The organism is Variovorax sp. PBL-H6, assembly GCF_901827155.1.
GTDB lineage: Bacteria > Pseudomonadota > Gammaproteobacteria > Burkholderiales > Burkholderiaceae_C > Variovorax.
Genome location: NZ_LR594659.1, coordinates 5,379,973 through 5,406,124, shown reverse-complemented (window position 1 = coordinate 5,406,124; position 26,152 = coordinate 5,379,973). Strand labels below are relative to the sequence as shown.

Annotated in this window: 16 protein-coding genes and 1 pseudogene; 10 read left to right on the top strand and 7 right to left on the bottom strand. The window is 66.3% G+C overall.

Annotated elements, in window-relative coordinates:
• The first annotated feature begins 404 nt into the window (after positions 1 to 404).
• Entirely contained in the window at positions 405 to 1,196 is a 792-nt protein-coding gene (locus G3W89_RS25500) for a response regulator transcription factor (protein ID WP_162576761.1), read from the top strand.
• Positions 1,197 to 1,211: 15 nt separating this feature from the next.
• Here G3W89_RS25500 and G3W89_RS25495 read toward each other — a convergent pair whose 3' ends face one another.
• The 3 genes from G3W89_RS25495 to G3W89_RS25485 are packed head-to-tail and all read right to left on the bottom strand — an operon-like array spanning position 1,212 to position 5,705.
• Positions 1,212 to 3,614, bottom strand: coding sequence for a CHASE2 domain-containing protein (locus G3W89_RS25495; protein ID WP_162576760.1), 2,403 nt, complete (start codon positions 3,612 to 3,614; stop codon positions 1,212 to 1,214).
• A 26-nt stretch (positions 3,615 to 3,640) separates the two neighbouring features.
• Positions 3,641 to 4,930, bottom strand: a complete 1,290-nt coding sequence (locus tag G3W89_RS25490; protein ID WP_162576759.1) for a FecR domain-containing protein — start codon at positions 4,928 to 4,930, stop codon at positions 3,641 to 3,643.
• On the bottom strand, positions 4,911 to 5,705 hold the full coding sequence (locus tag G3W89_RS25485; protein WP_162576758.1) for a response regulator transcription factor: 795 nt from the start codon (positions 5,703 to 5,705) through the stop codon (positions 4,911 to 4,913). Before G3W89_RS25485 ends, G3W89_RS25490 begins: the two co-directional genes overlap by 20 nt.
• On the opposite strand from G3W89_RS25485, the pseudogene G3W89_RS33735 reads away from it, so the two are divergent.
• From G3W89_RS33735 to G3W89_RS25475, 3 genes and pseudogenes are all read left to right on the top strand, one after another.
• Positions 5,704 to 6,495 (top strand): annotated as a pseudogene (locus G3W89_RS33735) (ESPR-type extended signal peptide-containing protein); the annotation flags it as partial. The gene G3W89_RS25485 and the pseudogene G3W89_RS33735 overlap by 2 nt on opposite strands.
• Positions 6,496 to 6,603: 108 nt before the next feature.
• Positions 6,604 to 16,755 (top strand): hypothetical protein, encoded by a 10,152-nt coding sequence (locus G3W89_RS25480; protein WP_232076748.1) that lies wholly within the window; start codon positions 6,604 to 6,606, stop codon positions 16,753 to 16,755.
• 17 nt (positions 16,756 to 16,772) lie between these two features.
• On the top strand, positions 16,773 to 17,753 hold the full coding sequence (locus G3W89_RS25475) for an OmpA family protein (protein ID WP_232076746.1): 981 nt from the start codon (positions 16,773 to 16,775) through the stop codon (positions 17,751 to 17,753).
• 49 nt (positions 17,754 to 17,802) lie between these two features.
• Here the strand turns inward: G3W89_RS25475 and G3W89_RS25470 are convergent, their stop codons facing one another.
• The 4 genes from G3W89_RS25470 to G3W89_RS25455 all read right to left on the bottom strand — a co-directional run bounded on the left by G3W89_RS25470 (position 17,803) and on the right by G3W89_RS25455 (position 20,519).
• Positions 17,803 to 18,696, bottom strand: coding sequence for a hypothetical protein (locus G3W89_RS25470; protein WP_162576756.1), 894 nt, complete (start codon positions 18,694 to 18,696; stop codon positions 17,803 to 17,805).
• The gene (locus G3W89_RS25465) at positions 18,654 to 19,223 is read right to left on the bottom strand and encodes an acyl-homoserine-lactone synthase (protein ID WP_162576755.1); all 570 of its coding nucleotides are present in this window, start codon (positions 19,221 to 19,223) and stop codon (positions 18,654 to 18,656) included. The genes G3W89_RS25470 and G3W89_RS25465 overlap by 43 nt, the downstream gene beginning before the upstream one ends.
• A gap of 90 nt (positions 19,224 to 19,313) precedes the next feature.
• The gene (locus G3W89_RS25460) at positions 19,314 to 19,736 is read right to left on the bottom strand and encodes a DUF4902 domain-containing protein (RefSeq protein ID WP_162576754.1); all 423 of its coding nucleotides are present in this window, start codon (positions 19,734 to 19,736) and stop codon (positions 19,314 to 19,316) included.
• Positions 19,737 to 19,811: 75 nt separating this feature from the next.
• The gene (locus G3W89_RS25455; RefSeq protein WP_162576753.1) at positions 19,812 to 20,519 is read right to left on the bottom strand and encodes an autoinducer binding domain-containing protein; all 708 of its coding nucleotides are present in this window, start codon (positions 20,517 to 20,519) and stop codon (positions 19,812 to 19,814) included.
• A 99-nt stretch (positions 20,520 to 20,618) separates the two neighbouring features.
• Here G3W89_RS25455 and gph point away from each other — a divergent pair, with 99 nt between their 5' ends.
• The 6 genes from gph (at position 20,619) to G3W89_RS25425 (ending at position 26,152) form a co-directional block, all read left to right on the top strand.
• Positions 20,619 to 21,326: a phosphoglycolate phosphatase gene (gene gph, locus G3W89_RS25450; protein ID WP_443083186.1), complete on the top strand. Its 708-nt coding sequence runs from the start codon at positions 20,619 to 20,621 to the stop codon at positions 21,324 to 21,326.
• Between the two features lie 91 nt (positions 21,327 to 21,417).
• On the top strand, positions 21,418 to 22,491 hold the full coding sequence (locus tag G3W89_RS25445) for an NAD/NADP-dependent octopine/nopaline dehydrogenase family protein (protein WP_162576752.1): 1,074 nt from the start codon (positions 21,418 to 21,420) through the stop codon (positions 22,489 to 22,491).
• Entirely contained in the window at positions 22,481 to 23,485 is a 1,005-nt protein-coding gene (locus G3W89_RS25440; protein ID WP_162576751.1) for a 3-hydroxybutyryl-CoA dehydrogenase, read from the top strand. Before G3W89_RS25445 ends, G3W89_RS25440 begins: the two co-directional genes overlap by 11 nt.
• Positions 23,482 to 24,285: an alpha/beta fold hydrolase gene (locus tag G3W89_RS25435; protein WP_162576750.1), complete on the top strand. Its 804-nt coding sequence runs from the start codon at positions 23,482 to 23,484 to the stop codon at positions 24,283 to 24,285. The genes G3W89_RS25440 and G3W89_RS25435 overlap by 4 nt, the downstream gene beginning before the upstream one ends.
• A complete protein-coding gene (locus G3W89_RS25430; protein ID WP_162576749.1) occupies positions 24,282 to 25,157 on the top strand; it encodes a quinone oxidoreductase family protein in 876 nt (291 codons plus the stop codon). Before G3W89_RS25435 ends, G3W89_RS25430 begins: the two co-directional genes overlap by 4 nt.
• Positions 25,158 to 25,225: 68 nt before the next feature.
• A complete protein-coding gene (locus G3W89_RS25425) occupies positions 25,226 to 26,152 on the top strand; it encodes a pseudouridine-5'-phosphate glycosidase (RefSeq protein ID WP_162576748.1) in 927 nt (308 codons plus the stop codon).

Sequence of the window (26,152 nt, the reverse complement as noted above, 5' to 3'; positions counted from 1 at the left end):
AAGAAGCCACTCCGTTCGCCGCTGAAAGCCGCAGGGCCAGTGGAGGAGCCCTTGTCTCGATCGCGGCTGGCAGGTTAGGCCTCCAAGCGCGGCGAGGCTTACCCGACGCGACAATTCATCAGGTTGTCATGGCTCATGGTGATCGCGCCGGCGCGTCCAAGCGATGCCCACGCCGTGCAGATTGCTCAGAGCCGGGCTCTCGCGGCCTCATTTCGTGAACGCTGTTGGGAACCCTTGTTTCCGCGCCGCCCAATCCTGATCAATTGTCGCAACCCCTCCACGCGGGTTTTGTTGCTCGGCACTATCGCAATCCTTAAGTCTTACACCACGCGTGGCGGCGACAAGGAAGCTCGTGCATTTCAACTTCTTTGCGAGTACCCACGCATTCACTGGAGCCCACTGACATGTCTGCCAGAAATGAACTGCGTCGAAGAGTTGCCGTGCTCGACCCCGTGCTTCGCTCGCGGGAACACATGCGACGTGCCATCCGCGCCCTGGGCCATGCGCCGCTCGTCTTCAACGATCTGGAGGAACTGCTGCCGTTGCGCGGAAGCCTCCTGCGATGCTCGGCCCTCTGCGTTGGCTTGCCGCAGAACCCGATCGAGCAACAGGCCTGGATCCGCGCCGCCAGAAGCCTGGTCGACCCGGAAGTTCCCTTGCTATTCCTGGCGAGAGAGAACCCCGTCAAGGCCGCCGAGACGCTGCGCTGCTCCGCCGGAGACGTGGTCCTCGCGGCGCCTTCCTCTTTTGCGGACGTCTACAAGGGGATGAGGGCTTTCTTCGCGCAGCACGGGCTCGCTGCCGAAGATGCAGGCCTGGAATGGGGCGGTTATCGCTTCCTGCCGTCCAAGGAATCCGTGGTGCTCGACGGGACCGAGATCGGCATGCGTCCGCTGGATTTCGAGCTCGCGCTGGAGTTCTTCCACAACATCGAGCACGTGCTGTCGCGCGATTGGCTGCGCACCATGGCGGCAGGGCTGGCGCCGGAAACAGGTGGCCGCTGGCTCGATGCCAGTGTGGGACGCCTGCGCGGCCAACTCGGACTCATCGCCTTCCATGGCTGCGAATGGAAGCTCAGCACCATCCGCTATGCCGGCTTCAAGCTCAGCAGGAGCCCCGGCAAGAAGGCGCCAAGATTGGTGACCTTGTCGGCTCGGGAGCCGCAGCTCGAAGCGTCGCCTGTCCTCGGATTCTGAAAACGCCCGGAACCTTCAAGCGTCAAAGGCCGGATTTTCCGGGCTCAAGGGAAGGCCAATGAAGAAGGTCGTCCCCGCGTCGGGTGCGCTGATGACATCGATCCAACCCCCGTGGCGCGCCACGACGGTGTGCACGATCGTCAAGCCGAGTCCCCAGCCGTGTCCTGCTTCTGGATCGGCATTTGCGCTCCACCGGCGGCCCTGGTTGGGGATCATCAACTTGGCACGCTGCAGTTCGTCCATGCCGCTCCCGCTGTCCTGTAACGAAATCAGCACCTCGCCATAGGGAGCGTTCGCTTCGACATTCGTCTCGACGCAGATATAAATGGTGCTCTCGGGCTTGCTGTGGCGGATGGCGTTGTGCAGCAAGTTCACGAGTGCCCGCGTCAGCAGCGAAGCATCGGCCGAGAGCGAGGCTTCCGAGGCGCCGAGCCGCGGCTTGACGATCAGTCCGCGGGCGTGGGCTGCGGCCCAGGTCGCATCGATGGCGTCGAGCACCACGGAGCCGGCGAAGGTCGGCGCGAAGTGGTATGCCTTCGATTCGGCCTCCAGCATGTCCATGAAGCTCTCGGCCAACTGGATCGTGCGCCGCGCCTCGCGGCCTACCCCGTCGACCACGTTCTGCATGGTGACGTTGGAAGCGCCCTCCACGTACAGCGCCAGCAGGCTGAGCATGGTGACCTGCGGGCCGCGCACGTCGTGCGAGAGAAAGCTGAACCACTGCTCACGTTCCCGCTGGGCACGGCGCTCGGTGGTGATGTCGTTGAGCACCACCACCCAGGCCCGCGATGTCGCCGCGCCCGATCCCACCTCCCCGAGCGACGCTGCCCTCAATGTGAAAACGCTGCCCTGCTCCGTCGTGTACTCGACGCCCATCGCCGCTTCCCAGGCGGTCGTAGTGGGCGTCGCGTGGGTGCCCGCAATCTCGGCCTTTTGCATATCGGCGAGCAGCCGCAGCACGTCGACGCCCTTCAGGTGGTCGACACCGCCCGCGGCAGGCCGCAACACGGCACCCGTGGACGAAAGCACCAGCGCGGTGGCGAGAAGATTCTGCGCAGCCGCGTTGCTCTGGCTCACGGTACCGTCGTCGCGGCAGATCAGCACCGGCACGGGCAGGCTCCACATGCCCTCCGTCAGCAGCGCCTGCAGGCGCGTCAGGCGCTCGATGGCCAGGTCCAGCGCATTCGCACGGCGTTCCACCGAGTCCAGCGGCGGCGGGTGCAAGGGCAGCGGCGGTTCGAAGGCGCCGGCCGGGACGGCATTCAGCAGCGCCGCACGCTGGCGGAAAAACACCAGCAGCGCGTTCAGCCGGCGCCAGCTCCAAAGCACATAGGACGCGATCACGCCGCACAGCGGCGAGGCGAGCGGCAAGGCGACCCGCCAGTGCACCAGCGCCAAGTAGTCCAACAGGATGCAGCCCAGCGAGACCGCGAAGGTCCAGGCCACCGCATGGCTGGCACTGACGAGGAACAGCATCAGCACGAGCCAGACCGGCGCCGAGATCCACAGCACCCGTCGCCAGTCGGTCGGAATGTCGATCGCGCGGTCGGTGAGAAGCGCATCCAATGCATTGGCGTGGATCTCGACGCCAGGCAGGCTCGTGAGCGCGCCGATGCCGGCCACCGGCATCGTGTCGCCCAGGCCTGCGTTGGCCAGCGCGCCAATCAGCACCAGCTTCCCGCGCACGAGCTCGTCCGTGAAATCGCCCCGCAGCATGTCGAGATACGAGACTGTCGGGTAACTGCCCGCAGCGCCCGCGAAGTCGACACCGAAGCGCCCCCCGCGAACCCAGCCTTCGGTCGACTGCAAGCCCAGGACTTGCGCTGACTCAGGCTCGCCCGTCTGCATGGCGATCTCGAGTCCCACGTAGGGCCAGACCTTGTCCGGCCGCCCCTCGTAGCGCCACATTGCCCGCACCAGTCCGTCCGCATCCGGTGCGGCGTTGGCGTGCCCCAGCCCTCGCGCACGCTTTGCCAGGTCGGGGATCGGGAGCTTGAAAGTGGGCGCTCCTTGCGGCAGGCCGATGGGCGGCGCGACGTAGTCGAGCGGCAGGTAGACGGGCAGCTTCGACATTGCCGTGGCCAGCGCCTGGTCCTGTGCCGGCTCGGCCGATGGCGTGTCGAAGAACAGGTCCAGCAGCACCGCGCGTGGAGCGTGCTCGGCCAATCGCTCGAGCAACTGCGCATGCATCGAGCGTGGAAGCGGCGAAGGGCCCAAGACTTCCAGCGTGCGCTTGTCGATGCCGATGATCAGGATGTCCTGGGCGGGCTGTTGTGCGCTGTCGAGCAGCATCTTGTCGTAAATGGCCGCATTGGCCTCGACAAGCCCCGGCTTGCCGTCCAGCCAGACCATGGTCGACGGCAGCAGCAGCAACATGAGCATCCACTCGAACAGGTAGCGACGGCGCAGTCGCTGCATGTACCCACCCGTCTCGACTCCCCGGTTCAAGGGGACGTTACTTCGAAGCTGCCTCCCCATTCGGTCGGCGGCGACGACTCCCCCTCGGCTTGTTCGCGACAACGCCAGTAGTAGCGTGCGGGACCTTCGAGCGGGCCGACCGTCACACCGCTCATGTAGGTTCCCGATTCGACCACCAGAGGGGACGCGAAATCGGGCGTGCGCGCGAGTTCGAAAGTATGGCGTTGCCGCTGGCGTGTTGTCCAGCGGATCTGCCAGAGGCTGTTGTCTGCTGCGCGCGCCTCGCTGGTCATCGGGCCCTGTGCCGGCGCTACAAAGGTGACGCCCTCGCTCGCCTGCCCTTCGATCCCTTGCTCGTCAAGGGCGGAGACCCGCGTGTGATAGAAACCAGCCGCCAGTGAATCCTGCAACGCGAAGCGCGGCGCCGGCTCGCGCGACTCCGCCGCCAAGCGCAGGAAGCTTGCGTCGCTCGCCAGTTGCAGGCGGTACGCGGCCGCGCCTGTCACCGGTTCCGCTGCGACCGTGTTCCGTTCGCTCGGCACGTGCTGTGTCGGCGCCGGCAGCAGACTGCGCACCTCGAGAACGGAGCCCGCGGCGCCGAGCGGCAAGCCTTCGAGTGCCGCTACTTCGGTACTGCGATTGCCACTCCCCAGCTCGGTCGCCTGAACCGTGCCTTCGAGCACCTCCAGCGCTTGCACCCCGCCTTCTGATCGGACGCGGAAATGCGTGCCCTTGACGCCCAGCGCGAAGCTGCGGGTGCGAATCTCGAACTCCCGCTCCCTCTGCTTCTCCACGTACGATTCGACCCGCCCGCTGAGCAGCTCCAGCTGCGTGCGCCGGCCATGCGCCTCGGTCAGCCGGGCCGAGCTGCTCGAGGGAAGCACTACACGGCTCCCATCTGCGAAGCCCACCGTCAGGAAGCTGTCGCGCCCGGTCGTCAGCCGGTCGCCCGCCACGAGAGCCGTTCCGGCGGCGAGCTGCTGCTCCGGCTCGGCGCCGCGTTGGAGCGACACGTTGCCCGAGACATGCAGGACGGCGGCGGGGCCTTCCAGGTTCAACATTTGCCCGACGCGCAGGCGCTCGGGCACTGGCACCGCGTTGCCGCGCTGAAGCTCGGGCCAGCGGTGTGCGGACTCCATGTACCTGCGCGCCAATCCCCACAAGGTGTCGCCCGGCTGGACCAGGTAGGTCGACACAGAACCCGGCGCCACCTTCGCCGGCTGCGCATGCGCTCGCGGCGTGGGCAGCGCTGCGAGGCAAACGAGGGTGACGAAGAGCCAACGGCGGCTGGAAACGCTAGGCGCCGGCTTTGTCATCGATGTCGTCGGATCGGCCGCTGGTGGCGGCAATGGTGTTTGCTTCGCTCTGGTCTCCGGTGACCCGCTCCAGCCGGTAGCCGCGACCGTAGACGGTCTGCAGGCGCAGGCCGCTGGCACTGTGCAAGCCCAGCTTGCTGCGCAGGCGGTAGATGTGGCTGTCGAGCGCCCGGGAGGGCATTTCCTCACCGTGGACGCCCAGCTTCTCGAGCAGGTAGGCGCGCGAAACCGCATGCCCCAGGTGGCGGAACAGCGCCAGCGCCAGGCGGAACTCGCGGTCCGTGAGGGCAATTCGTGTGAGCGCGCCGTCGGGTGCCTTGAAGTGCACGCACAGGTTCGGCTGGTCGAAGCGCCAGGCCCCGAAGCGCTCTTGCTCGGCGGCGGCCGTCAGGCTGGGCTGGCGGGTCAGCAGGCGGCGGATGCGGGCGCAGAGCTCCATCGTGCGGAAAGGCTTCACCACGTAGTCGTCTGCACCAATGCCGAGGGCGCCGGCTACGTCGCGCTCGGCGCTGCGCGAGCTCAGCATGATCACCGGCACGTCACTCTTCTGAAAGCTGCGCAGCCAGTGGAGCAGCTCCACGCCGTCCAGGTCGGGCACGTTCCAGTCGAGCACCAGCAGGTCGAAGGTTTCCTGCCGCAGCGACTTGCGCAGGGTTTCGCCCTTGTCGAAGGGCACACAGGTGATGGCTTCCTCGCCCGTATCCAGCCCGCGCTTGAGCGCGTGGACCAAGTAGCCCAGCTGGGTCGGATCGTCGTCAAGTACTGCGATACGCATGGGTTCTTTCGTCTCGTGGCTCAACAGGAAGGTGCCGAATTCTTGCCCTTTTTTCCGGCCCAAATCTCGTAAATTGTTTCGCCTTTGCCCTCCGCGCCTCGCTGTCGCCGCGCAGCGGCCCAGCTCGCTGGCACGTCCTGAAATGGGTGCCATAAGCAATCTTGCAAATTGTGACGCGTGGCGCACGAAAGATCCAATGCTCGGCAACATCCCGGCCTTTCGCAGTCAGTGGGCACATGCGGTGGGCAACAGCACGCTGCCCGCATTGGTGAGGTCAACGCTTCACATTTTTTCGCCCACGCCAAAAAGGATGTCAAGCAGCATGAACAAGTCATACCGCACCGTGTGGAACGAAGCGCTCGGTGCCTGGGTCGCGGCCTCGGAAATCACCAAGGCCAGAGGGAAGCGGAGCCGTTCTAGCGCGGTGGTGGCCGCTGCGGTGGTGCTGGTGGCGTTGGGTGGGTCGGGCGGGGCGGGCGCGCAGGCTGTCGGGGGAGGCATCATTGATGCCAGTGGTGCAACCGCCATTTCCCCGGATAACAAGCTCGTTCTTGGTTGCGAAGCCAATGCGACCGGTTACTCCGTTGCGATCGGGTGCGACGCCACTGCGGAACGCGTGTACGCACCGACGGGGGTGGGTCACCACAGCGTTCCCGCTGGGAATACTTCGGATGATAGCGTCGCAATCGGTGCTGGAGCGTTCGCGTCACCTGGCGACAATTACGGTCGTGCGGTCGCCGTCGGGGCAAGCGCAACCGCCACGCGTCCCCATGCGATTGCCCTCGGAGGCCGTGCGTTAGCTGAAGATTCCATATCGATCGGCTTCTCCCAACAAGGTGATGGCGGCGTTAGAGACGGCGAGTCCGAGAATGCGATCACGATCGGCTACAGAGGGGACTTGGCAAAATCGAGAGACGGGATTCTGCTGGGGGGCTGGTCCAAGCTCGGTGATTCGACGGGCGGCATTCTCGTCGGCACGCTTTCCTTTCTCAAGAACTCGCCGGGCGCCATTGCCCTCGGCACGGAAGTCGATATCGCAAGCGCGACCGATGGCGTTGCGTTGGGTCACTCCGCAAATGTCGGTGCGCCGAGTACCGTCGCATTGGGCGCCCGATCGAAAGCCATCGGAGCCAACGCGATCGCGGTCGGTGGCGGAAGTTCGGATGTGGAGTCTGCGCAAGCCATCGGAGCCAAGTCCATCGCGATGGGCGCTGGAGCGCGGGCCTCGGGCACCCAGTCCATCAGCATCGGCACAGGCAACATCGTCAACGGCAACAATTCCGGTGCCATCGGTGACCCCACCACCATCGATGCCACCAACTCCTACTCGCTGGGTAACAACAACACCATCGGTCTCAATGGAGGCAAAGCCACCGACGGCGTCTTCGTCGTGGGCAACAACGTCACAGTCCAGCAGGGCGCCAACGGCGCCCTCGTGCTGGGCAGCGGCTCCGTCGGCACCACCACCGTGGGCGCGGACGTCCAGAATGCCCTGGTGCTGGGCAATGGCGCGAGCGTCAGCGCCGACGACGGCGTGGCCATCGGCCAGGGCGCGAAGGCCAGCGGTGCGAACGCTGTTGCCATGGGCAACACGGCGACGGTTGACTCGCTGAACGGCATGGCGCTGGGAGCGGGCTCTTCCGTCACCAATTCGGTACAGGGCACGGTGATCGGTGCAGGTGCATCGGCCACGAACGCAGACAACGGAACGGCGGTCGGTGTCGCGGCCTCTGTCGCCGGGGTCAATGCCGTGGCATTGGGTGCTTCGGCCAGGGCCCTCGACTATGGTGTCGCTATCGGCGGCCTTGCGCAGGCCACGGGCGTGGGCTCCCTGGGCCTCGGGGAGGAAGCCGTCGCCAACGCAAAGGCCGCGACGGCTATCGGCACTCTGGCCCAGGCCAGTGGAGAGGGTGCAGTCGCGATCGGCGGCAGCACTGATATTGCGCAGGTACAGGTCACGCGAGCCGCCGGTGGCAACGCCATTGCCATGGGCAACGGTGCTCAGGCTCTGGGCGACAACTCCATCAGCATCGGCACGGGCAACATCGTCAATGGCAACAACTCTGGAGCCATCGGCGACCCGAACACCATCGATGCCAACGACGCCTACGCGCTGGGCAACAACAACCTGATCGGCACCGGAGCGGACGGCTCGTTCGTGGTCGGCAACGGTTCCGTGGTGAACCCAGGCGCCACCGGCGCCCTGGTGCTGGGCAGCGGCGCGACCATCAGCGCGAACGTCGCCAATGCGATGGCGCTGGGCAATGGCACCAGCGTCAGCGCCAACAACGGTGTGGCGATCGGTCAGCAGGCAGTCGTCAACTCTGCCAACGGTGTGGCGCTGGGCGCGGGCTCGATCGCCAATAGCGGGAAGCTGGGCGATGCGGCGTTCCTGGTGGGCGGGACGCCTACGGGTGAAGTCAATATCGGAAGTCGCCGCATCACCGGCGTCGCAGGTGGCTTGGTTGGTGACGACGCAGTCAACGTTCAGCAGCTCGTCGCTGCGACCCGGAATGTCGTCGGCGGCGTCGCGGTGGGAGCTTCAATGGCGGTTTCCCCGTCGAAGTTCGACTGCGCTGCTTGGGATGTCGCGAAGACTACGCCCTTTGGCCCTTTGGGCATGGCGATTGGGTGTGGTGCGAAAACTGGAAGCGGGACCACGAATATTGCAATCGGTACTGCCTCGAATGCGAGCGCTGCGAGTGGGGATCAGCTTGCAATCGGTTACGGTGCACAAGCCACCGGCACCGATTCGACGGCTATTGGGGCAGGTGTCACGGCGGCGGCTCCCAACTCCGTAGCGATCGGCAACACCGGCGACGGTGTCCTCGACGCCGCGTCGGTCAGCGCCACTTCCTTCGGAAACCAAGCCCGTGTGACTAACTCACCGTCCGCAACCGCGCTCGGGTTCGGCGTGACAGTCACAGATTCACAAGGCGGTACGGCGGTAGGTAATGGGACAAGTACCGTAAGTTCGGCCAACAGCACGGTGTTAGGCAATGGGGCACGTGCCGCATCGGCCATCGATGGCACGGCGATTGGTTCCGCATCATCGGTTACCGCAAGCGGAGGCACAGCGGTTGGTCGAAACGCAATTGTCTCCGCTCAAGATGGCGTGGCTGTCGGCCGCTTCAGCGCTGCCACTGGCCTGAATGCCATCGCCGTTGGCATCGGTGCGAGAGCTTCCGGCATCAGCGCCATCAGCATCGGCACGAGCAACGTGGTCAGGGGCGACAAGTCCGGTGCCATCGGTGACCCCACCACCATCGATGCCACCAACTCCTACTCGCTGGGTAACAACAACACCATCGGTCTCAATGGAGGCAAAGCCACCGACGGCGTCTTCGTCGTAGGCAACAACGTCACAGTCCAGCAGGGCGCCAACGGCGCCCTCGTGCTGGGCAGCGGCTCCGTCGGCACCACCACCGTGGGCGCGGACGTCGACAATGCCTTGGTGCTGGGCAATGGCGCGAGCGTCAGTGCCGACAACGGCGTGGCGATCGGCCAGGGCGCGAAGGCCAACAATGCCAACGACGTGGCGCTGGGCGCCAACGCCAGCACTGCTGCGGCGGTGGGCACGAGCAGCACCATCATTGCCGGGACCACCTACAACTTCGCGGGCGCTGCGCCTGTCGGCACGGTCTCGGTGGGCAGCGCAGGCAACGAGCGCACCATCACCAACGTGGCGGCAGGCCGGTTGAGCGCGACGAGCACCGATGCGGTCAACGGCAGCCAGCTGTTTGCGACCAACACGGCGATCGACGACATCACTGCCAACGCGGTGCAGTACGACGATGCGGGCAAGACCACGGTCACGCTCAACCCGGGCGGCGCCCCTGGCGCCACCACCAAGATCACCAACCTGACGGCCGGTGACGTGAGCTCCACCAGCACGGATGCCATCAACGGCAGCCAGCTGAGCAACGTCATCGACAAGGGCACCAAGTACTTCCACGCCAACTCGATCGGCAAAGACAGCAAGGCCCTGGGCACCGACTCGGTAGCCATCGGCCAGGACGCGGTGGCCAACAATGCCAATGACGTGGCGCTAGGCGCCAACGCCAGCACAGCTGCGGCGGTGGGCACGAGCAGCACCATCATTGCCGGGACCACCTACAACTTCGCGGGCACTGCGCCTGTCGGCACGGTCTCGGTGGGCAGCGTGGGCAACGAGCGCACCATCACCAACGTGGCGGCAGGCCGCCTGAGTGATACCAGCACCGATGCGGTCAACGGCAGCCAACTGTTTGCGACCAACACGGCGATCGACGACATCACTGCCAACGCGGTGCAGTACGACGATGCGACCAAGACCACGGTCACGCTCAACCCGGGCGGCGCCGCTGGCGCCACCACCAAGATCACCAACCTGACGGCCGGTGACGTGAGCTCCACCAGCACGGATGCCATCAACGGCAGCCAGCTGAGCAACGTCATCGACAAGGGCACCAAGTACTTCCACGCCAACTCGATCGGCAACGACAGCCAGGCCCTTGGCACCGACTCGGTAGCCATCGGCCAGGACGCGGTGGCCAACAATGCCAATGACGTGGCCCTGGGCGCCAACGCCAGCACCGCTGCGGCGGTCGGCACGGCCAGCACCGTCATCGCCGGGACCACCTACAACTTCGCGGGCACTGCGCCTGTCGGCACGGTCTCGGTGGGCAGCGCAGGCAACGAGCGCACCATCACCAACGTGGCGGCAGGCCGGTTGAGCGCGACGAGCACCGATGCGGTCAACGGCAGCCAGCTGTTTGCGACCAACACGGCGATCGACGACATCACTGCCAACGCGGTGCAGTACGACGATGCGGGCAAGACCACGGTCACGCTCAACCCGGGCGGCGCCCCTGGCGCCACCACCAAGATCACCAACCTGACGGCCGGTGACGTGAGCTCCACCAGCACGGATGCCATCAACGGCAGCCAGCTGAGCAACGTCATCGACAAGGGCACCAAGTACTTCCACGCCAACTCGATCGGCAAAGACAGCAAGGCCCTGGGCACCGACTCGGTAGCCATCGGCCAGGACGCGGTGGCCAACAATGCCAATGACGTGGCGCTAGGCGCCAACGCCAGCACAGCTGCGGCGGTGGGCACGAGCAGCACCATCATTGCCGGGACCACCTACAACTTCGCGGGCACTGCGCCTGTCGGCACGGTCTCGGTGGGCAGCGTGGGCAACGAGCGCACCATCACCAACGTGGCGGCAGGCCGCCTGAGTGATACCAGCACCGATGCGGTCAACGGCAGCCAACTGTTTGCGACCAACACGGCGATCGACGACATCACTGCCAACGCGGTGCAGTACGACGATGCGACCAAGACCACGGTCACGCTCAACCCGGGCGGCGCCGCTGGCGCCACCACCAAGATCACCAACCTGACGGCCGGTGACGTGAGCTCCACCAGCACCGATGCGATCAACGGCAGCCAGCTGTTCGACATTGCTGGGGACACCAACAACAACTACACCGATGCCAAGGGCCGCGGCATCCGGTACGCGCGCACCAACGAACGCACCCTCGCCAAGAGCGATGCCTTCGCTGAAGGCGTGGGCTCCACGGCCGTGGGTTACGAGGCGAAGTCCTCCGGCGTGAGTGCGGTGGCGGTGGGACGTGATGCGCAGGCCGCAGGCGACAACGCCATCGCCATGGGCAATGGCGCCCAGGCTCTGGGCGACAGCGCCATCAGCATTGGCACGCGCAACATCGTCAACGGCAACAGATCCGGTGCCATCGGCGACCCCAACACCATCAATGCTGACGACGCCTACGCGCTGGGCAACAACAACCTGATCGACACCGGGGCGAACGGCTCGTTCGTGGTGGGTAACGGTTCCACGGTGAACGCAGGCGCCGCCGGTGCACTCGTGCTGGGCAGCGGCGCGGTCATCGGCGCGAACGTCGCCAATGCGCTGGCGCTGGGCAATGGCGCCAGCGTCAGCGCCAACAACGGCGTGGCGATCGGTCAAGGGGCCAGCGTCAGCAGCGCCAGCGGCGTGGCATTGGGTTCGGGCGCCACGGCAACGGGGGCCACGCTCGGCAACCAGGCTTACCTGTCGGCCGTGCTGCCGGCTGGGGCGGGGCTGGTGCCGGCAGGTGAAGTGAGCGTCGGAGCCGCGGGCGCCGAGCGCCGCGTCACCAACGTGGCGGCCGGCGCGGGCGACACCGATGCGGTCAACGTCGCGCAGTTGCGCGCGGCATCCACCCAGGCCGGCCAGGGCTGGAACCTGAGTGCCAACAGCGAGGCCGCGCCGCAGACCATCGCCCCGGGCGAGACGGCGGACTTCGTCAATGGCGCGAGCGGGAACATCGTCGTCAGCCGCACCGGCAACAAGCTCGCGGTGGACACGGCTGCTGATGTGAACTTCACCAGCGTCACCACCGGTGCCACGAAGATCGACAACAGCGGCGTTGTGGTCGGGTCGAGCACCCTGGGTGCCACTGGCCTGGCTATCGCGGGTGGCCCGAGCGTGACGACCGTGGGCATCGACGCGGGCAGCGCGGTCATCACCAACGTGGCCGAAGGTGCCGTGAACGCCCTCAGCAAGGAGGCCATCAACGGCAGCCAGCTGAGCAACGTCATCGACAAGGGCACCAAGTACTTCCACGCCAACTCGATCGGCAACGACAGCCAGGCCCTTGGCACCGACTCGGTAGCCATCGGCCAGGACGCGGTGGCCAACAATGCCAATGACGTGGCCCTGGGCGCCAACGCCAGCACCGCTGCGGCGGTCGGCACGGCCAGCACCGTCATCGCCGGGACCACCTACAACTTCGCGGGCACTGCGCCTGTCGGCACGGTCTCTGTGGGCAGCGCAGGCAACGAGCGCACCATCACCAACGTGGCGGCAGGCCGGTTGAGCGCGACGAGCACCGATGCGGTCAACGGCAGCCAGCTGTTTGCGACCAACACGGCGATCGACGACATCACTGCCAACGCGGTGCAGTACGACGATGCGACCAAGACCACGGTCACGCTCAACCCGGGCGGCGCCGCTGGCGCCACCACCAAGATCACCAACCTGACGGCCGGTGACGTGAGCTCCACCAGCACCGATGCGATCAACGGCAGCCAACTGTTCGACATTGCTGGGGACACCAACAACAACTACACCGATGCCAAGGGCCGGGGCATCCGGTACGCGCGCACCAACGAGCGAACCTTGGCCAAGAGCGATGCCTTCGCTGAAGGCGTGGGCTCCACGGCCGTGGGCTACGAGGCGAAGTCCTCCGGCGTGAGTGCGGTGGCGGTGGGACGTGATGCGCAGGCCGCAGGCGACAACGCCATCGCCATGGGCAATGGCGCCCAGGCTCTGGGCGACAGCGCCATCAGCATTGGCACGCGCAACATCGTCAACGGCAACAGATCCGGTGCCATCGGCGACCCCAACACCATCAATGCTGACGACGCCTACGCGCTGGGCAACAACAACCTGATCGACACCGGGGCGAACGGCTCGTTCGTGGTGGGTAACGGTTCCACGGTGAACGCAGGCGCCGCCGGTGCACTCGTGCTGGGCAGCGGCGCGGTCATCGGCGCGAACGTCGCCAATGCGCTGGCGCTGGGCAATGGCGCCAGCGTCAGCGCCAACAACGGCGTGGCGATCGGTCAAGGGGCCAGCGTCAGCAGCGCCAGCGGCGTGGCATTGGGTTCGGGCGCCACGGCAACGGGGGCCACGCTCGGCAACCAGGCTTACCTGTCGGCCGTGCTGCCGGCTGGGGCGGGGCTGGTGCCGGCAGGTGAAGTGAGCGTCGGAGCCGCGGGCGCCGAGCGCCGCGTCACCAACGTGGCGGCCGGCGCGGGCGACACCGATGCGGTCAACGTCGCGCAGTTGCGCGCGGCATCCACCCAGGCCGGCCAGGGCTGGAACCTGAGTGCCAACAGCGAGGCCGCGCCGCAGACCATCGCCCCGGGCGAGACGGCGGACTTCGTCAATGGCGCGAGCGGGAACATTGTCGTCAGCCGCACCGGCAACAAGCTTGCGGTGGATACGGCCGCTGATGTGAACTTCACCAGCGTGACCACGGGTGCCACCAAGATCGACACCAACGGTCTCACGATTACGGGTGGCCCGAGCGTGACGACCGTCGGCATCGACGCTGGCAGCAAGGTCATCACCAACGTGGCTGACGGCGCCGTGAACCCTGTCAGCAAGGAGGCGGTCAACGGCAGCCAGCTGAACGCCACCAACACCAACGTGACCAACCTGGATGGGCGGGTGACCACGGTGGAAGGGGACGTGACGAGGATCGACGGCACCGTCACCAACATCGCGGGCGACACCACCACCAACAACACCAATGCCGTCGGTCTGGGCATCCGGTACGCGCGCACCAACGAGCGAACCTTGGCCAAGAGCGATGCCTTCGCTGAAGGCGTGGGCTCCACGGCGGTGGGCTACGAGGCGAAGTCCTCCGGCGTGAGTGCGGTGGCGGTGGGACGTGATGCGCAGGCCGCAGGCGACAACGCCATCGCCATGGGCAATGGCGCCCAGGCTCTGGGCGACAGCGCCATCAGCATCGGTACGGGCAACAAGGTCAACGGCAACAACTCCGGTGCCATCGGCGACCCCAACACCATCAATGCCGACGCCTCCTATGCGCTGGGCAACAACAACCTGATCGACACCGGGGCGAACGGCTCGTTCGTGGTGGGTAACGGTTCCACGGTGAACGCAGGCGCCGCCGGTGCACTCGTGCTGGGCAGCGGCGCGGTCATCGGCGCGAACGTCGCCAATGCGCTGGCGCTGGGCAATGGCACCATCGTCAGCGCCAACAACGGCGTGGCGATCGGTCAGGGGGCCAGCGTCAGCAGCGCCAGCGGCGTGGCATTGGGCTCGGGCGCCACGGCAACGGGTGCAACTCTCGGCAACCAGGCCTACCTGTCGGCCTTGCTGGCAGCCGGGGCGGGGCTGGCGCCGGCAGGTGAAGTGAGCGTCGGAGCCGCGGGCGCCGAGCGCCGAGTCACTAACGTGGCGGCCGGCTCGGGCGACACCGATGCAGTCAACGTCGCGCAGCTGAGGGCGGTGAACAATGTCGCCGGCCAGGGCTGGAACCTGCAGACCAATGGCGGCGCGGCGCAGAACGTGGCTCCGGGCGGCACGGTCGAGTTCATCGACGGCAAGAACATCCGGATCACTCAGGATGCCACCAACAAGATCACAGTGGCCACAGCCGATGACGTGAGCTTCACCAGCGTCACCACGGGTGCCACGAAGATCGACAACAACGGCGTTGCGGTCGGGTCGAGCACCTTGGGCGTCACTGGCCTGGTCATCGCGGGCGGCCCGAGCGTAACGACCACCGGTATCGACGCTGGCAGCAAGGTCATCACCAACGTGTCTGCCGGCGTGAACGGCACTGATGCCGTCAACGTGAGTCAACTCAAATCGGTGAGCGACGGCGCGGTGAAGTACGACGTCGACGTCAATGGCGTCATCGACTACACGAGTGTCACACTCAACCCGTCCAAAGCGCCAACTCGAATTCGCAACCTTGCGCCTGGAAGCGATCCCAACGATGCAGTCAACTTGAGCCAACTGACGACCGCAACCAATCGATGGATCATCGGGAACCCATCCACCTACCGTGTACCTGAGGCGACGGGCCCTAACAGCACGGCGGTGGGTTCGGGCGCCAAAAGCCTCGGCGACAACTCCGTCGCCTTGGGCAACAACTCGAATGATGGCGGGCGCAACAACGTGGTCTCGGTCGGCTCCGAGAATGGCGGCGAGCGCCAAGTCACCAACGTGGCGGCCGGTTCCAAGGATACCGATGCTGTCAACGTGAGCCAGCTCCTGCCCTTCGCCGATGCACTGGGCGGCGGCACGAAGTTGAACGCCGATGGCACGGTCACCGGGCCGACCTACAACATCAACAGGGTCGAGAATGATGGAACGCTCTCGCTTCAAACCTACAAGAACGTGGGCGATGCGCTGGGTGGCATCAGCTACTCGCTGGAGAATCTAACCGCGGAAACCAAGAACGAGTACGCCAACACCAAGTACTTCCGAGCCAACTCGACAGCAGCCGGAGCGGCAGCCATCGGCGCCGAAAGCACGGCAATGGGCCCGCAGTCCACAGCGGGCGGCGCAAGCGCAGTGGCGGCAGGCGATCGTGCCAGTGCCGGCGGCGCGGGCAGCGTGGCGGTGGGCCAGCAGAGCAACAGCTCTGGCGCATCGTCGGTAGCAATCGGCCAGAACGCGCAGGCGACCAATACCGGCTCCATCGCCTTGGGCTTCAACACCGTCTCCAGCGGGCTCAATACGATCGCGATCGGCACCGGCGCGGTGGCGACCAACTCGGTGGCCGTCGGCGCCGGCGCGCAGGCCGGTGGCGGCAGTGCGGCATTCGGCGACAACGCGATGGCGCTGAACGCGGTGCGCGGCACGGCTCTCGGCAATGCGGCTACGGTCACCAGCACCGGTGGCGTTGCGCTCGGTGCCGGCGCAGTGGCGAGCAGGGCGGGCATGAATGGCCAGCGCGAGGCAGTCTCCAACGTCGCCGTCAGCTCCACGCAGGGCGCCGTGTCCGTGGGCAGTCCGGGCAACGAGCGGCAGATCACCAACGTCGCGGGAGGTACCGAGGACACCGATGCAGTCAACGTGCGGCAGCTGCGTGCGGTGGCAGTGGACGGCGGCGTTCGCTACGACCAGAACGCGGACGGCACCACCAACTACAACAACGTGACCATGGGCAACGGCCAGGCGCCGAACGGGACTCGCATCTCGAATGTGGCGCCCGGCATCGCCGGCACCGATGCGGTCAATATGAACCAATTGAACGCGACCAACAGTCGCATCGACGGCGTGGCACGCAATGCCTACGCGGGCGTTGCGGCAGCCATGGCGGTGCAGATGCCCGGCACCTATGTGCCAGGCAAGACCGTCATGCGCGTGGGCTCGGCGGTGTTCAAGGGCGAGTCTGCGGTCGGCGTCAGCTTCCGGCGGACTTCGGAGAACAACGGGTGGAGCCTCACCGGCGGCGTGGGCATGAGCCGCGCCGGCGTGGCCGCCACGGTGGGTGCCGAGTGGGTTTTCAACTGATTCGAGGAATGTCCGCAATGACCAAAAACGCAAAGAGCCTTCGCCCCGCCCGCCGGGGCATGAGGCGCCTAGTTGCCGTGATGGCGTCCGCGATGCTGCTGGCCGCTTGCGGCACCCCGGGCCGCGCCATCGATCCGCAGGCCCAGGCGGCAGCCATGTCGGCCAAGCCTGCGGCTCCGGCTGCCGGGGATTTCCCGGCGATGGAGACGGCCAAGTGGCAGCAGGGCGCGTTCCCCAATCTGGAGAACCTCCGGCAGGTCCAGCCGGGCATGGGCAAGGACCAGATCCGCGAGCTGCTGAGTTGGCCGCACTTCAGCGAAGGGCTGTGGGGCGTGGAGGAGTGGAACTACATCTTCCACCTGCGCACCGGCGAAGGGCCGGCATTCGTGACCTGCCAGTACATGGTGCGCTTCAACGACGCCATGGTGGTGACGGGGGCGTACTGGAAATCCGGCGAATGCGAAGCACTGACGCGCCGGGAGCCCAAGACTGCAGCGGCCAGGCCGACCGTGCAGCCCTTGCCGACACCGCCGGCGCGTCCGTTGCCGCCGCAGAAGATCAGCCTGGGCACGGATGGGCTGTTCCGCTTTGGCGGCGCTTCCGCGGCCGACCTGCTGCCGGAGGGGCGGCAGAAGATCGAACTGCTGACGCAGGAGATTCGCCGCAACTTCGCCTCGGTGAAGTCGATTGCCATCACGGGGCATACCGATCGCCTGGGCAGCGCGGCCTACAACGAGGCCCTGTCGCTGGAGCGGGCGAACACGGTGCGCGACTTGATGGTCCGATCGGGTGTCGATGCGACCCTGATCAACGCGGTAGGCGTGGGCAAGACCAGGCCCGTGGTGGATTGCCCGGGTTCCAGGAAGACGCCTGCGCTCGTGACTTGCCTGCAGCCCAACCGCCGCGTTGAGCTCGAGGTCATCGGGGCAGTGCCGGTCAATGCAGCTGAAGCCGAAAAGTCGGCCGCATCTTCGAACAGGCCAACTCTCGGCAGGTAAAGCACGAGAGCAGCGCGCTGGGCTGCTCTGTGCAGCTGTTGCGCACGTTTCAGCAGTAGCGTCCCAGTTCATTTGTGCGTACGGCGATGAGGTCGATCAGCGGGTGGCATCTGCTTTCGAATTGAGACTCGGCGCCAATCATGGCGCCCTCCACTTCGCCGAGTGCTAGAAAGATCCCATGTGCCAAGCGCATGGGCATGGTGCGGCGATGCCCGATGGCCTTCAGCAGCTCGCTCAACTCGGTACGGTGAGCCAGCAGATGCTTGTGCAGATGGTCGAGACGGGCATTCACGATAAGGGTGGCCAGCGCCTCGCCGTCCTTTGAGCCGTGCTGGCGGGCCCGCTCTGGCAGGTTGCGAAATGTCTCGACCAAGGAGCGATGATTCAGCTCCCCGGTCTCGAATATCGCAGACAGCGCACCGGAGCTGGATCGGCAGGGGGAAATCGTCGCCGAACCACTGGCATGGAGCGTTGGTGCTTGCAGGCGAGATCCGGACAGTGCGGTCTGCAGCAATTCACGGGCGCTGCGCCGCTCTGATTCCGGTTGAATGTCCAGCAGCCGTTCTGGCGCGCCGATCATCAAGCCTTGCAAGTTGCGGTATGCGCATTGAAGCTGTTGCAACGCGCGTTGCGTGCTCGTCATCGTTCCGTTTCGCGCCAACTCGATGCCAACGCCCAGATCGACAAGATGCCGCCGGATTCGGACAGCCTGGCTGTACAGCTCTGCGGGTGCAGCATGACCCATCGTTCTGGCACATGCACCGGAACGCGCCGATGGCGCCTCGTGCTCCGGGAGCCTGGCCAGTGTGCCGCAGAAGCGTGCCACCATGCGCGCGAGCGGCTTCATCGCATCGTTCGCGATGCGGGACGGCCGCTCGGCGATGCGGAGAGGAACGCTCCTCAGCTGCGGGCGTTCGATGTGTTGTTCAGTTCGATCCAGCATGCGAAAAGAGGATGTCCGTTGATGATTTGGGGTGGGCCGGCGCGGTAGGCCAGGAAGCCCAGTTTTCGAAGGAGCCGCTCGATGCCGGGCGAGGAAAGCGTGGTGATGAGACGGCTCGCGCCGTGCCGAAGCGCGCAGGTCTGAACTGCCTTCAGCAGACCCACGGTCGTTGGAGATGAGAACGGCCCCGACAAAACGTTGGAACGAAAGTCGATTGCTGCAAACCGCGAGAGCTCCCAAACGTCGGAGGCCCGGGGTGGCGGCGCATCGCCCATCAACTCAGGGAAAACCTCACCGAGAAGGTAGGGGCGCACGGTTGGCAGCAATCGGGCCACTCCGATATACCGCCCCTCCTTGCGCGCTGCCACATAGAGAGTGTCCGGACGATCGAACTGATCGATTTCGAGCCCCGCCTGCGTGGGCAGATCCCACCCCAAGGTTTCGACAAATACCTTGTGCCGGTAACGAGCGAGCCCGACGAGAACTTCATCGGGTAAGTCGTGTGATGTGCCTGTAGTGAATTCCACCCTGACTCCTTTGTATGGGTGGTATTTCACCCAAACCGGAGGCGGATGGAAACTACCAATGTTGGTAGGACAACCTAGCCAACCAAATAGTTAGTGTCCCGGACGGCACGCGTACTGAACGAACAAAGCGGTACGTAGCGGCTCGGTCCACGCCAGAGTGTCCACCCACTCTGCGAGACGCTGCAGGTTGCATTGCCATGGGAGGTCCCGCCGATCTTCGTGGACCAGCAGCACATTGGTGAAAGGAAGGCTCAGGCGATGCCATCGGACCTGGCCGGGCATGCAGCGGATCTCCCAGTCCCAGCCCAGCGTTGCGGGTGAGCCCGCCGCGTCGATCCATTCCGTGTAGCCCGTGATCGTGGTGGGCCGGCCGCAGGTCTGCAGCGCAGGCGACAGGGAATCCTCGTAGACGCCCGAAATCAAGTGGGTCAGCTGCAGTGCCCGCAGGGCTGGGTTCGACAGGCGCAACAGGCCATCGGGAAAAGCGGGTGCACTGAATGCGAGATCTTTCATTGAATGGACTCTCTCTCCGCATCTGCGCCGTTCGCCCCATCGTGCCGTTAGAACCCGGTAGCCTCGATGGCCACTTCAATTCAGCAATCCGAGCATCAGGGCCCGCACGACAGCGGCTGTCTTGTTCGCAGAGCCGAGTTTGGCAGTGGCGTTGCTCACATGGAAGTTGACCGTTTCGGAGGAGATTGCGAGTATCTGCGCGATTTCGCCCGATGTCTTTCCATCGGCGGTCCATTTCAGGACTTCCAGTTCGCGGCTAGTCAGGCGAACATCCTGGGCCAGCGTTGGCGTCAGAGCCTGGGTCAGCGCCAGATGCGAGAGGTTGACCAGCCATCGCATCCGCGACTCCTTTGCCCCGAGTTCTGCGGCCGAAAGCGGCTCGCCCGAGCGCGCCAAGGTCAGCATGCCGACGACACCATTTGCGTCCAGGCTCGACTGGGCCCAGCCGACGCGTAGCCCATAGGACTGAGCCTCCGACCAGAGCTGCGGGGTGGACGCGAACAGCGCATCGTTCCAGACCAGAGGCGTTCTGCTGCGCCGGCCGTGCATGACCGTGGGGTCGGTACTGACGTAACCCGCCTCATGGTAGCGCTCGGCCCAGGCGCGGGGATATTCGAACAAGGTCAACACCTTGGGATTCGACATCGGGAAGGGGAAGCGAAGTCCGTAACTGCAGTACTCGAAGCCCAGCCCATGCGCAGCACTGACGATCTCGTCGAAGATCTTCTGCTCGCCGGGCGCCACAGCGATGATGCGCAGCAAATCTTCCTGCCAGTTTTTCATGACGCGCCTCCCAAGGACTCTGGATCGACGAGAGTTTGCCAGTCCCCTCGTTCCCCATGGCCGCGCAAGCAGAAATAATCACCATTTTGGAGATCTAGTTTGCACTTCCCCGACTTAGCGGCCCTGCACCGTCTCCGCCTCGAAGCAGCCATTGTCGACCTCGATGGCACGATGATCGACACGCTCGGCGACTTCGTCGTGGCGCTCAACTGCATGCTCGACGATCTCGCCCTGCCGCCGATCACCGCCGAGGCGATCGGCCAAATGGTCGGCAAGGGCTCCGAGCACCTGATCCGCTCCGTGTTGCGGCAGGTGCGCGGCGATCGCGAAGCCGATCCCGCGCTCTTTGATGCGGCGTGGCCCCGCTATGTGCATCACTATCTCGCCATCAACGGGCAGCATGCGTCGATCTATGCCGGCGTCGTCGAAGGCCTCTCGGTGTTGCGCGCCCGCGGCCTCCGTCTTGCTTGCCTCACCAACAAACCCATTGCCTTCGCGCGCCCGTTGTTGGCGGCCAAGGGTCTGGACGGCTACTTCGAGCATCTGTTCGGAGGCGAGGCCTTCGAGCGCAAGAAGCCCGATCCACTGCCGCTCCTCAAGACCTGCGAGGCCCTGGGCAGCGCGCCGGGGTGCACGCTGATGGTCGGCGATTCGAGCAACGACGCAAAGGCCGCGCGCGCGGCCGGATGTCCGGTGGTGCTGGTGAGCTACGGTTACAACCACGGCCAGCCGGTGCGCGAGGTCGATGCCGACGGCTTTGTCGATTCGCTGGCCGAGCTCGACCACGTGCTGGGGGCGGGAAGATGATAGTTGACAGCCGAATTGATGAAAAGTAATGTACCTATGAGCCCGCCGACTACGATGCCGGCGGCCCGCGGCCCACAACACTTCTTGCTCTATGAACATCGCGATCCTGGGCGGCGGCCATGGCTGCTATGCCGCCGCTGCCGACCTGTCTGAAGCCGGCCATTCGGTGCGCCTGTGGCGGCGCGACGCCGATGCCTTGGCGGCCGTGCGCCAGGCCGGCTCCATCCGTTTGAAAGACGCGCGCGGCGCTCGCGACGTGCCCATTGCGCTGGCCACTGCCGACATTGGCGAAGCCCTGCACGGTGCCTCGCTGATCGTGCTGCCCACGCCCGCCATCGCGCAGGAGGACATCGCCCGCGCCATGGCGCCATACCTGGTCGACGGTCAAGTGGTGTTCCTGCCTCCCGGCACCTTCGGCAGTTTCGTGATGGCACGCATCGTGAAGCAGGCCGGCAATCGGGCCGACGTGGCCTGGGCCGAGACCGGCACGCTGCCCTATCTGGCGCGCAAGCATGGCGAGCGAGAAGTCAACGTGACGATCCGCGCCATCCGCCTGCCAACAGGCGTGTATCCGGCGCGCAAGGAGGGAGAGGCGCTGGAGGTCATCCGCCAGGCCTATCCGAGCGTGCACGGTTGCGGCGATGCGCTCTCGGGCGCGTTGATGAATGCAGGCCCGATCATCCACCCGCCGCTGATGGTGATGAATGCCGCGCCTCTGCAGCATTTCGAGCGCTGGGACATCCACAACGAAGGCACGCAGCGCGCGGTGCGCGACGTGACCGACCGGCTGGACCAGGAGCGCATCGCGGTGCGCGAGGCTTTCGGCCATGGCGCGCCGCACTATCCGCTGGCAGACCACTACAACAACGACCAGTGGATGTACGGCGACGCCCACAAGCAGCTGGTGAAGTCGGGCGACTGGCGCGAGAACATCGACCTCTACGGCCACCGCTACATCACCGAAGACACGGAGCTGGGCCTGGCCTTCCTGGCTTCAGCGGCGCGGCATGCGGGCGTGGATGCGCCCATCGCCCATGGCCTCCTGGCCATCGTCGGCGGCTTCCTGGGCCGCGACTTGCGCAAGGGCCCGCGCACCTTCGAGGCGCTGGGCCTGGCCGGGCTGAACCAGGCCGAGCTGAAGAAGAGGCTGCACGATGGCGAATGAGGCCGCAGCGCCGCGTTTCGCTGCCGTCGGAGCCGGCCGCATGGGTCGCGGCATTGCGATCGCCTTCGCGTACGCGGGCCATCGCATCGCGCTCGTCGATCTGCGCATGCGCAGCGAAGAGGCCTGGCAGAAGCTGCGCGCCGAGGCCCGCGCGGAGATCGAAGCCAGCCTCGAGGGCCTGGCGCAATTGGGTGTGCTCGACGCGGCACAGGTGCCGGCAATCGCAGAACGCGTCGAGCTCGTGCCCGCGGCCGACGCCGCGCGCGCGCTGGCAGGGGCCGAGTTGATCTTCGAAGGCGTGCCGGAAACGCTGGATGCCAAGCGCGAAGCCTTCGAACAGCTCAACCGCCACTGCCGCAACGACGCCATCCTCACCTCCACCACCAGCAGCATCCTGGTCACCCAGATTGCCGCGCTGGTGAAGGGGCCGGAGCGCTTCCTCAACATGCATTGGCTCAACCCGGCCTACGTGATCCCCGTGGTGGAGCTCAGCTGCCACCCGGGCACCGACCCGGCGGTACTGGCGCGCACCAAGGCGCTGATGGAATCGATCGGCAAGCTGCCCGTGGTCTGCGGCCCGACCCCCGGCTACATCGTCCCGCGCTTGCAGGCGCTGGTGATGAACGAGGCCGCACGCATGGTCGAGGAGGGCGCCGCGACTGCCGAGGAGATCGACAAGGCAACGCGCTACGGACTCGGGCTTCGCTTCGCCGCGCTCGGCGTGGTGGAGTTCATCGACTTCGGCGGCGCCGACATCCTGCACCATGCGAGCCGCGAGATGTCGGGCTCGATCGATCCCGCGCGCTATGCCGCGCCGGCCATCCTCGACCGCATGATGGAAGAGGGCCACCTGGGCCTGAAGAGCGGCAGCGGCTTCTACGACTACGCAGGGCGCGACCTGGCCGCCTACCGGCGCGACGTGCTGGCGCGCACCCTCGGCATGCTGAAGCACGCCGGGCTCTGGCGGCCTCCTGCCGAGCGGACGCAATCATGACGAGGATCCGCCGCGCCTTCGCTGATCTGTCAGTCGGGCAAGTCCACTATGCGAGCTGCGGCGATCCGCGTGCCGAGACGGTGCTGCTGCTGCACCAGTCGCCGCGTAGCTGGGCCGAGTACCGGCACGTCCTGCCTCTGATCGGTCAGCGCTTCCGGGCCGTGGCGATGGACACCGCAGGCTTCGGCGATTCCGATGATGGTGCGGTTCCTGCCAGCATCGAGCAATGGGCGCGCGTGGCGATCGAGCTGATCGATGCGCTCGGCATTGCTCGCGCGCACGTGGTGGGCCACCACACGGGCGGCGTGATCGCAGTCGAACTGGCGAGCACCTTCGCAGCGCGCGTGCATGGGCTCGTGCTGTCGTCGACACCGTACACGGATGCGGCCTTCCGCCGCGCGCGAGCCGACCGTCCGCCCATCGACGAAGTGGCGATGAGTGACGACGGCAGCCATCTTGCCGCGCTGTGGCAGAAGCGCCTCGGCTTCTATCCGGCAGGGCGGCCCGAGCTGCTGGAGGCTTTCGTGCTGGACGCGCTCAAGGTGAGCGGCCGGATGGAAGAGGGACACCGTGCCGTGGCCGCCTATCGGATGGAAGAGCGCATCGCGAAGGTGAGGCAGCCCACGCTGATCCTTCGCGCAACCGACGATCCCTTCGCCGCCCCGCATGCGCAGGAGCTGAAGGCGCACATCCCGCACGCCCGCATCGTCGACATCGAAGGCGGCATGGTTCCGCTGCCCGATCAGATGCCCGAGGCTTTCGCGGATGCGGTGGTGGATTTTCTGGAGACGCTGCGGTGAAGGCTGTGCGCATCTCCGGCTTCAACGCGGCGCCGGTGCTGGAGCAACTGCCTGATCCGCAGCCGCGTGCCGGCCGCACGATCGTGCGCATGGCCGCGGCCACCGTCGGCCATATCGATCGCACGGTCTGGAGCGGCGCTTTTCTCAAGCATCCGCCGCTGCCCTACATTCCCGGCGTCGAGGCCGCCGGGACCGTCGTTGCGAGCGGAGCCTACCCTGCGGGTCAGCGCGTGTGGCTGCGCGGCAGCGGCCTTGGCACGACGGAGAACGGCACCTGGTGCGAGCTGATCGATGCGCCCGACGAGGCCTTGGGCCCGTTGCCAGATGGGCTCGACATGGCACTCGGCGCGGCCTTCTTCTCGCCCTGCACATCGGCCTGGGTCGCGTTGCACGAGATCGCGAAGCTGCAGCCGGGCGAGCGCGTGCTGGTGACCGGCGCCACGGGTGCGGTGGGATCGATGACGGTGCAGCTGGCGCACGAGGCGGGCGCCGCCGTGCTCACGCACGCCGAGGGAGCGGCGCAGCAGCAACAGCCTGTCGACCTCCTGATCGACACCGTCGGCGGCCCGGTGCTGGAGTCGGCACTGCCCTGCGTCGCCCCCGGCGGCCGCGCGGTGCTGGTCGGCTACACGGCCGGCAACACGCTGCCCTTGAACCTCGCCCATTTCCTGCAGCGCGACGTGGCGCTGCTGCCGCTCAACATGTTCCGTCGCGAAGCGGCCGGCCGTGCTGCCGTGCCGCACCTTCTGGCGCGGCTGGCGGACGGGAGGCTGGCGCTCCAGGTCCAGCGCTTCGCGCTCGGCGAAGCCGCCGCGGCGCTCGAGTGGATCACGCAGCGGGGGCACCGGGGCAGGGCGGTGCTGGTGCCCTGAGGGTGGTGCGCGGCGGCGCGATCTGAGATCCTTCCCACTGCAGCAACCCGCCTCCAGAAAGTCTCGACATGGACGCCCAGCTTGCCCATTCATGGCTCGCCCTGAGCCCGGCCGTAGCCGCTGCCCGCGCCGCAGGCCGGCCGCTGGTGGCGCTGGAGTCGACCATCATCGCGCACGGCATGCCCTATCCGGAGAACGTGCGCACCGCGCGCGAGGTGGAGGCCGTGATCCGCGGGCTCGGCGCCGAGCCCGCCACCATTGCACTGATGGGCGGACGCATCCGCGTCGGGCTGTCGGATGAGGAACTGGAATTGCTCGGCCGCTCCGGCCAGGCGCACAAGGTCAGCCGGCGCGACCTGCCGGCCGTGCTCGCCAGCGGCGAGCTCGGCGCCACGACCGTGGCGGGCACCATGATCTGCGCGGCGCTGGCGGGCATCGAGGTCTTCGTCACCGGCGGTATCGGAGGCGTGCATCGCGGAGCATCGCAGAGCTTCGACATCTCGGCCGACCTGCAGGAGCTGGCGAGGACTTCGGTGGCTGTGGTGTGTGCCGGCGCCAAGTCGATCCTGGACATCGGACTCACGCTGGAATACCTGGAGACGCACGGGGTGCCGGTGCTCAGCTGCGGCCAGGACAACTTCGCGGCCTTCTACACGCGCGACAGCGGCTTTCGCGCGGACTATCGGCTGGACGATGCGCAGGCGCAGGCGCGCTTCATCCGCACCAAGTGGGCCCTGGGCCTTGCGGGCGGCGTGGTGCTGAGCACACCCGTGCCGCAAGCCGCGGCACTGCCGCGCAAAGAGATCGACGCGATCACAGAACAAGCGCTGGCCGAGGCGGCGGCGCAGGACATCGCCGGCAAGGCAGTCACGCCGTTCCTGCTGGCCCGCATCAAGGCGCTGACCGGCGGGCGCAGCCTGGCGACCAACATGGCGCTCGTGAAGCACAACGCCGAAGTGGGTGCCCGGCTCGCGCTGGCGTTGGCGCGCACGTAG

Bases quoted from the DNA above. Each gene is read 5' to 3' on its own strand.
- G3W89_RS25485 (WP_162576758.1), bottom strand. From the start codon at position 5,705: ATGCGTATCGCAGTACTTGACGACGATCCGACCCAGCTGGGCTACTTG.
- G3W89_RS25445 (WP_162576752.1), top strand. From the start codon at position 21,418: ATGAACATCGCGATCCTGGGCGGCGGCCATGGCTGCTATGCCGCCGCT.
- G3W89_RS25495 (WP_162576760.1), bottom strand. From the start codon at position 3,614: ATGCAGCGACTGCGCCGTCGCTACCTGTTCGAGTGGATGCTCATGTTG.
- G3W89_RS25425 (WP_162576748.1), top strand. From the start codon at position 25,226: ATGGACGCCCAGCTTGCCCATTCATGGCTCGCCCTGAGCCCGGCCGTA.
- G3W89_RS25500 (WP_162576761.1), top strand. From the start codon at position 405: ATGTCTGCCAGAAATGAACTGCGTCGAAGAGTTGCCGTGCTCGACCCC.
- G3W89_RS25440 (WP_162576751.1), top strand. From the start codon at position 22,481: ATGGCGAATGAGGCCGCAGCGCCGCGTTTCGCTGCCGTCGGAGCCGGC.
- G3W89_RS25460 (WP_162576754.1), bottom strand. From the start codon at position 19,736: ATGAAAGATCTCGCATTCAGTGCACCCGCTTTTCCCGATGGCCTGTTG.
- G3W89_RS25475 (WP_232076746.1), top strand. From the start codon at position 16,773: ATGACCAAAAACGCAAAGAGCCTTCGCCCCGCCCGCCGGGGCATGAGG.
- G3W89_RS25490 (WP_162576759.1), bottom strand. From the start codon at position 4,930: ATGACAAAGCCGGCGCCTAGCGTTTCCAGCCGCCGTTGGCTCTTCGTC.
- G3W89_RS25470 (WP_162576756.1), bottom strand. From the start codon at position 18,696: ATGCTGGATCGAACTGAACAACACATCGAACGCCCGCAGCTGAGGAGC.
- G3W89_RS25435 (WP_162576750.1), top strand. From the start codon at position 23,482: ATGACGAGGATCCGCCGCGCCTTCGCTGATCTGTCAGTCGGGCAAGTC.
- G3W89_RS25455 (WP_162576753.1), bottom strand. From the start codon at position 20,519: ATGAAAAACTGGCAGGAAGATTTGCTGCGCATCATCGCTGTGGCGCCC.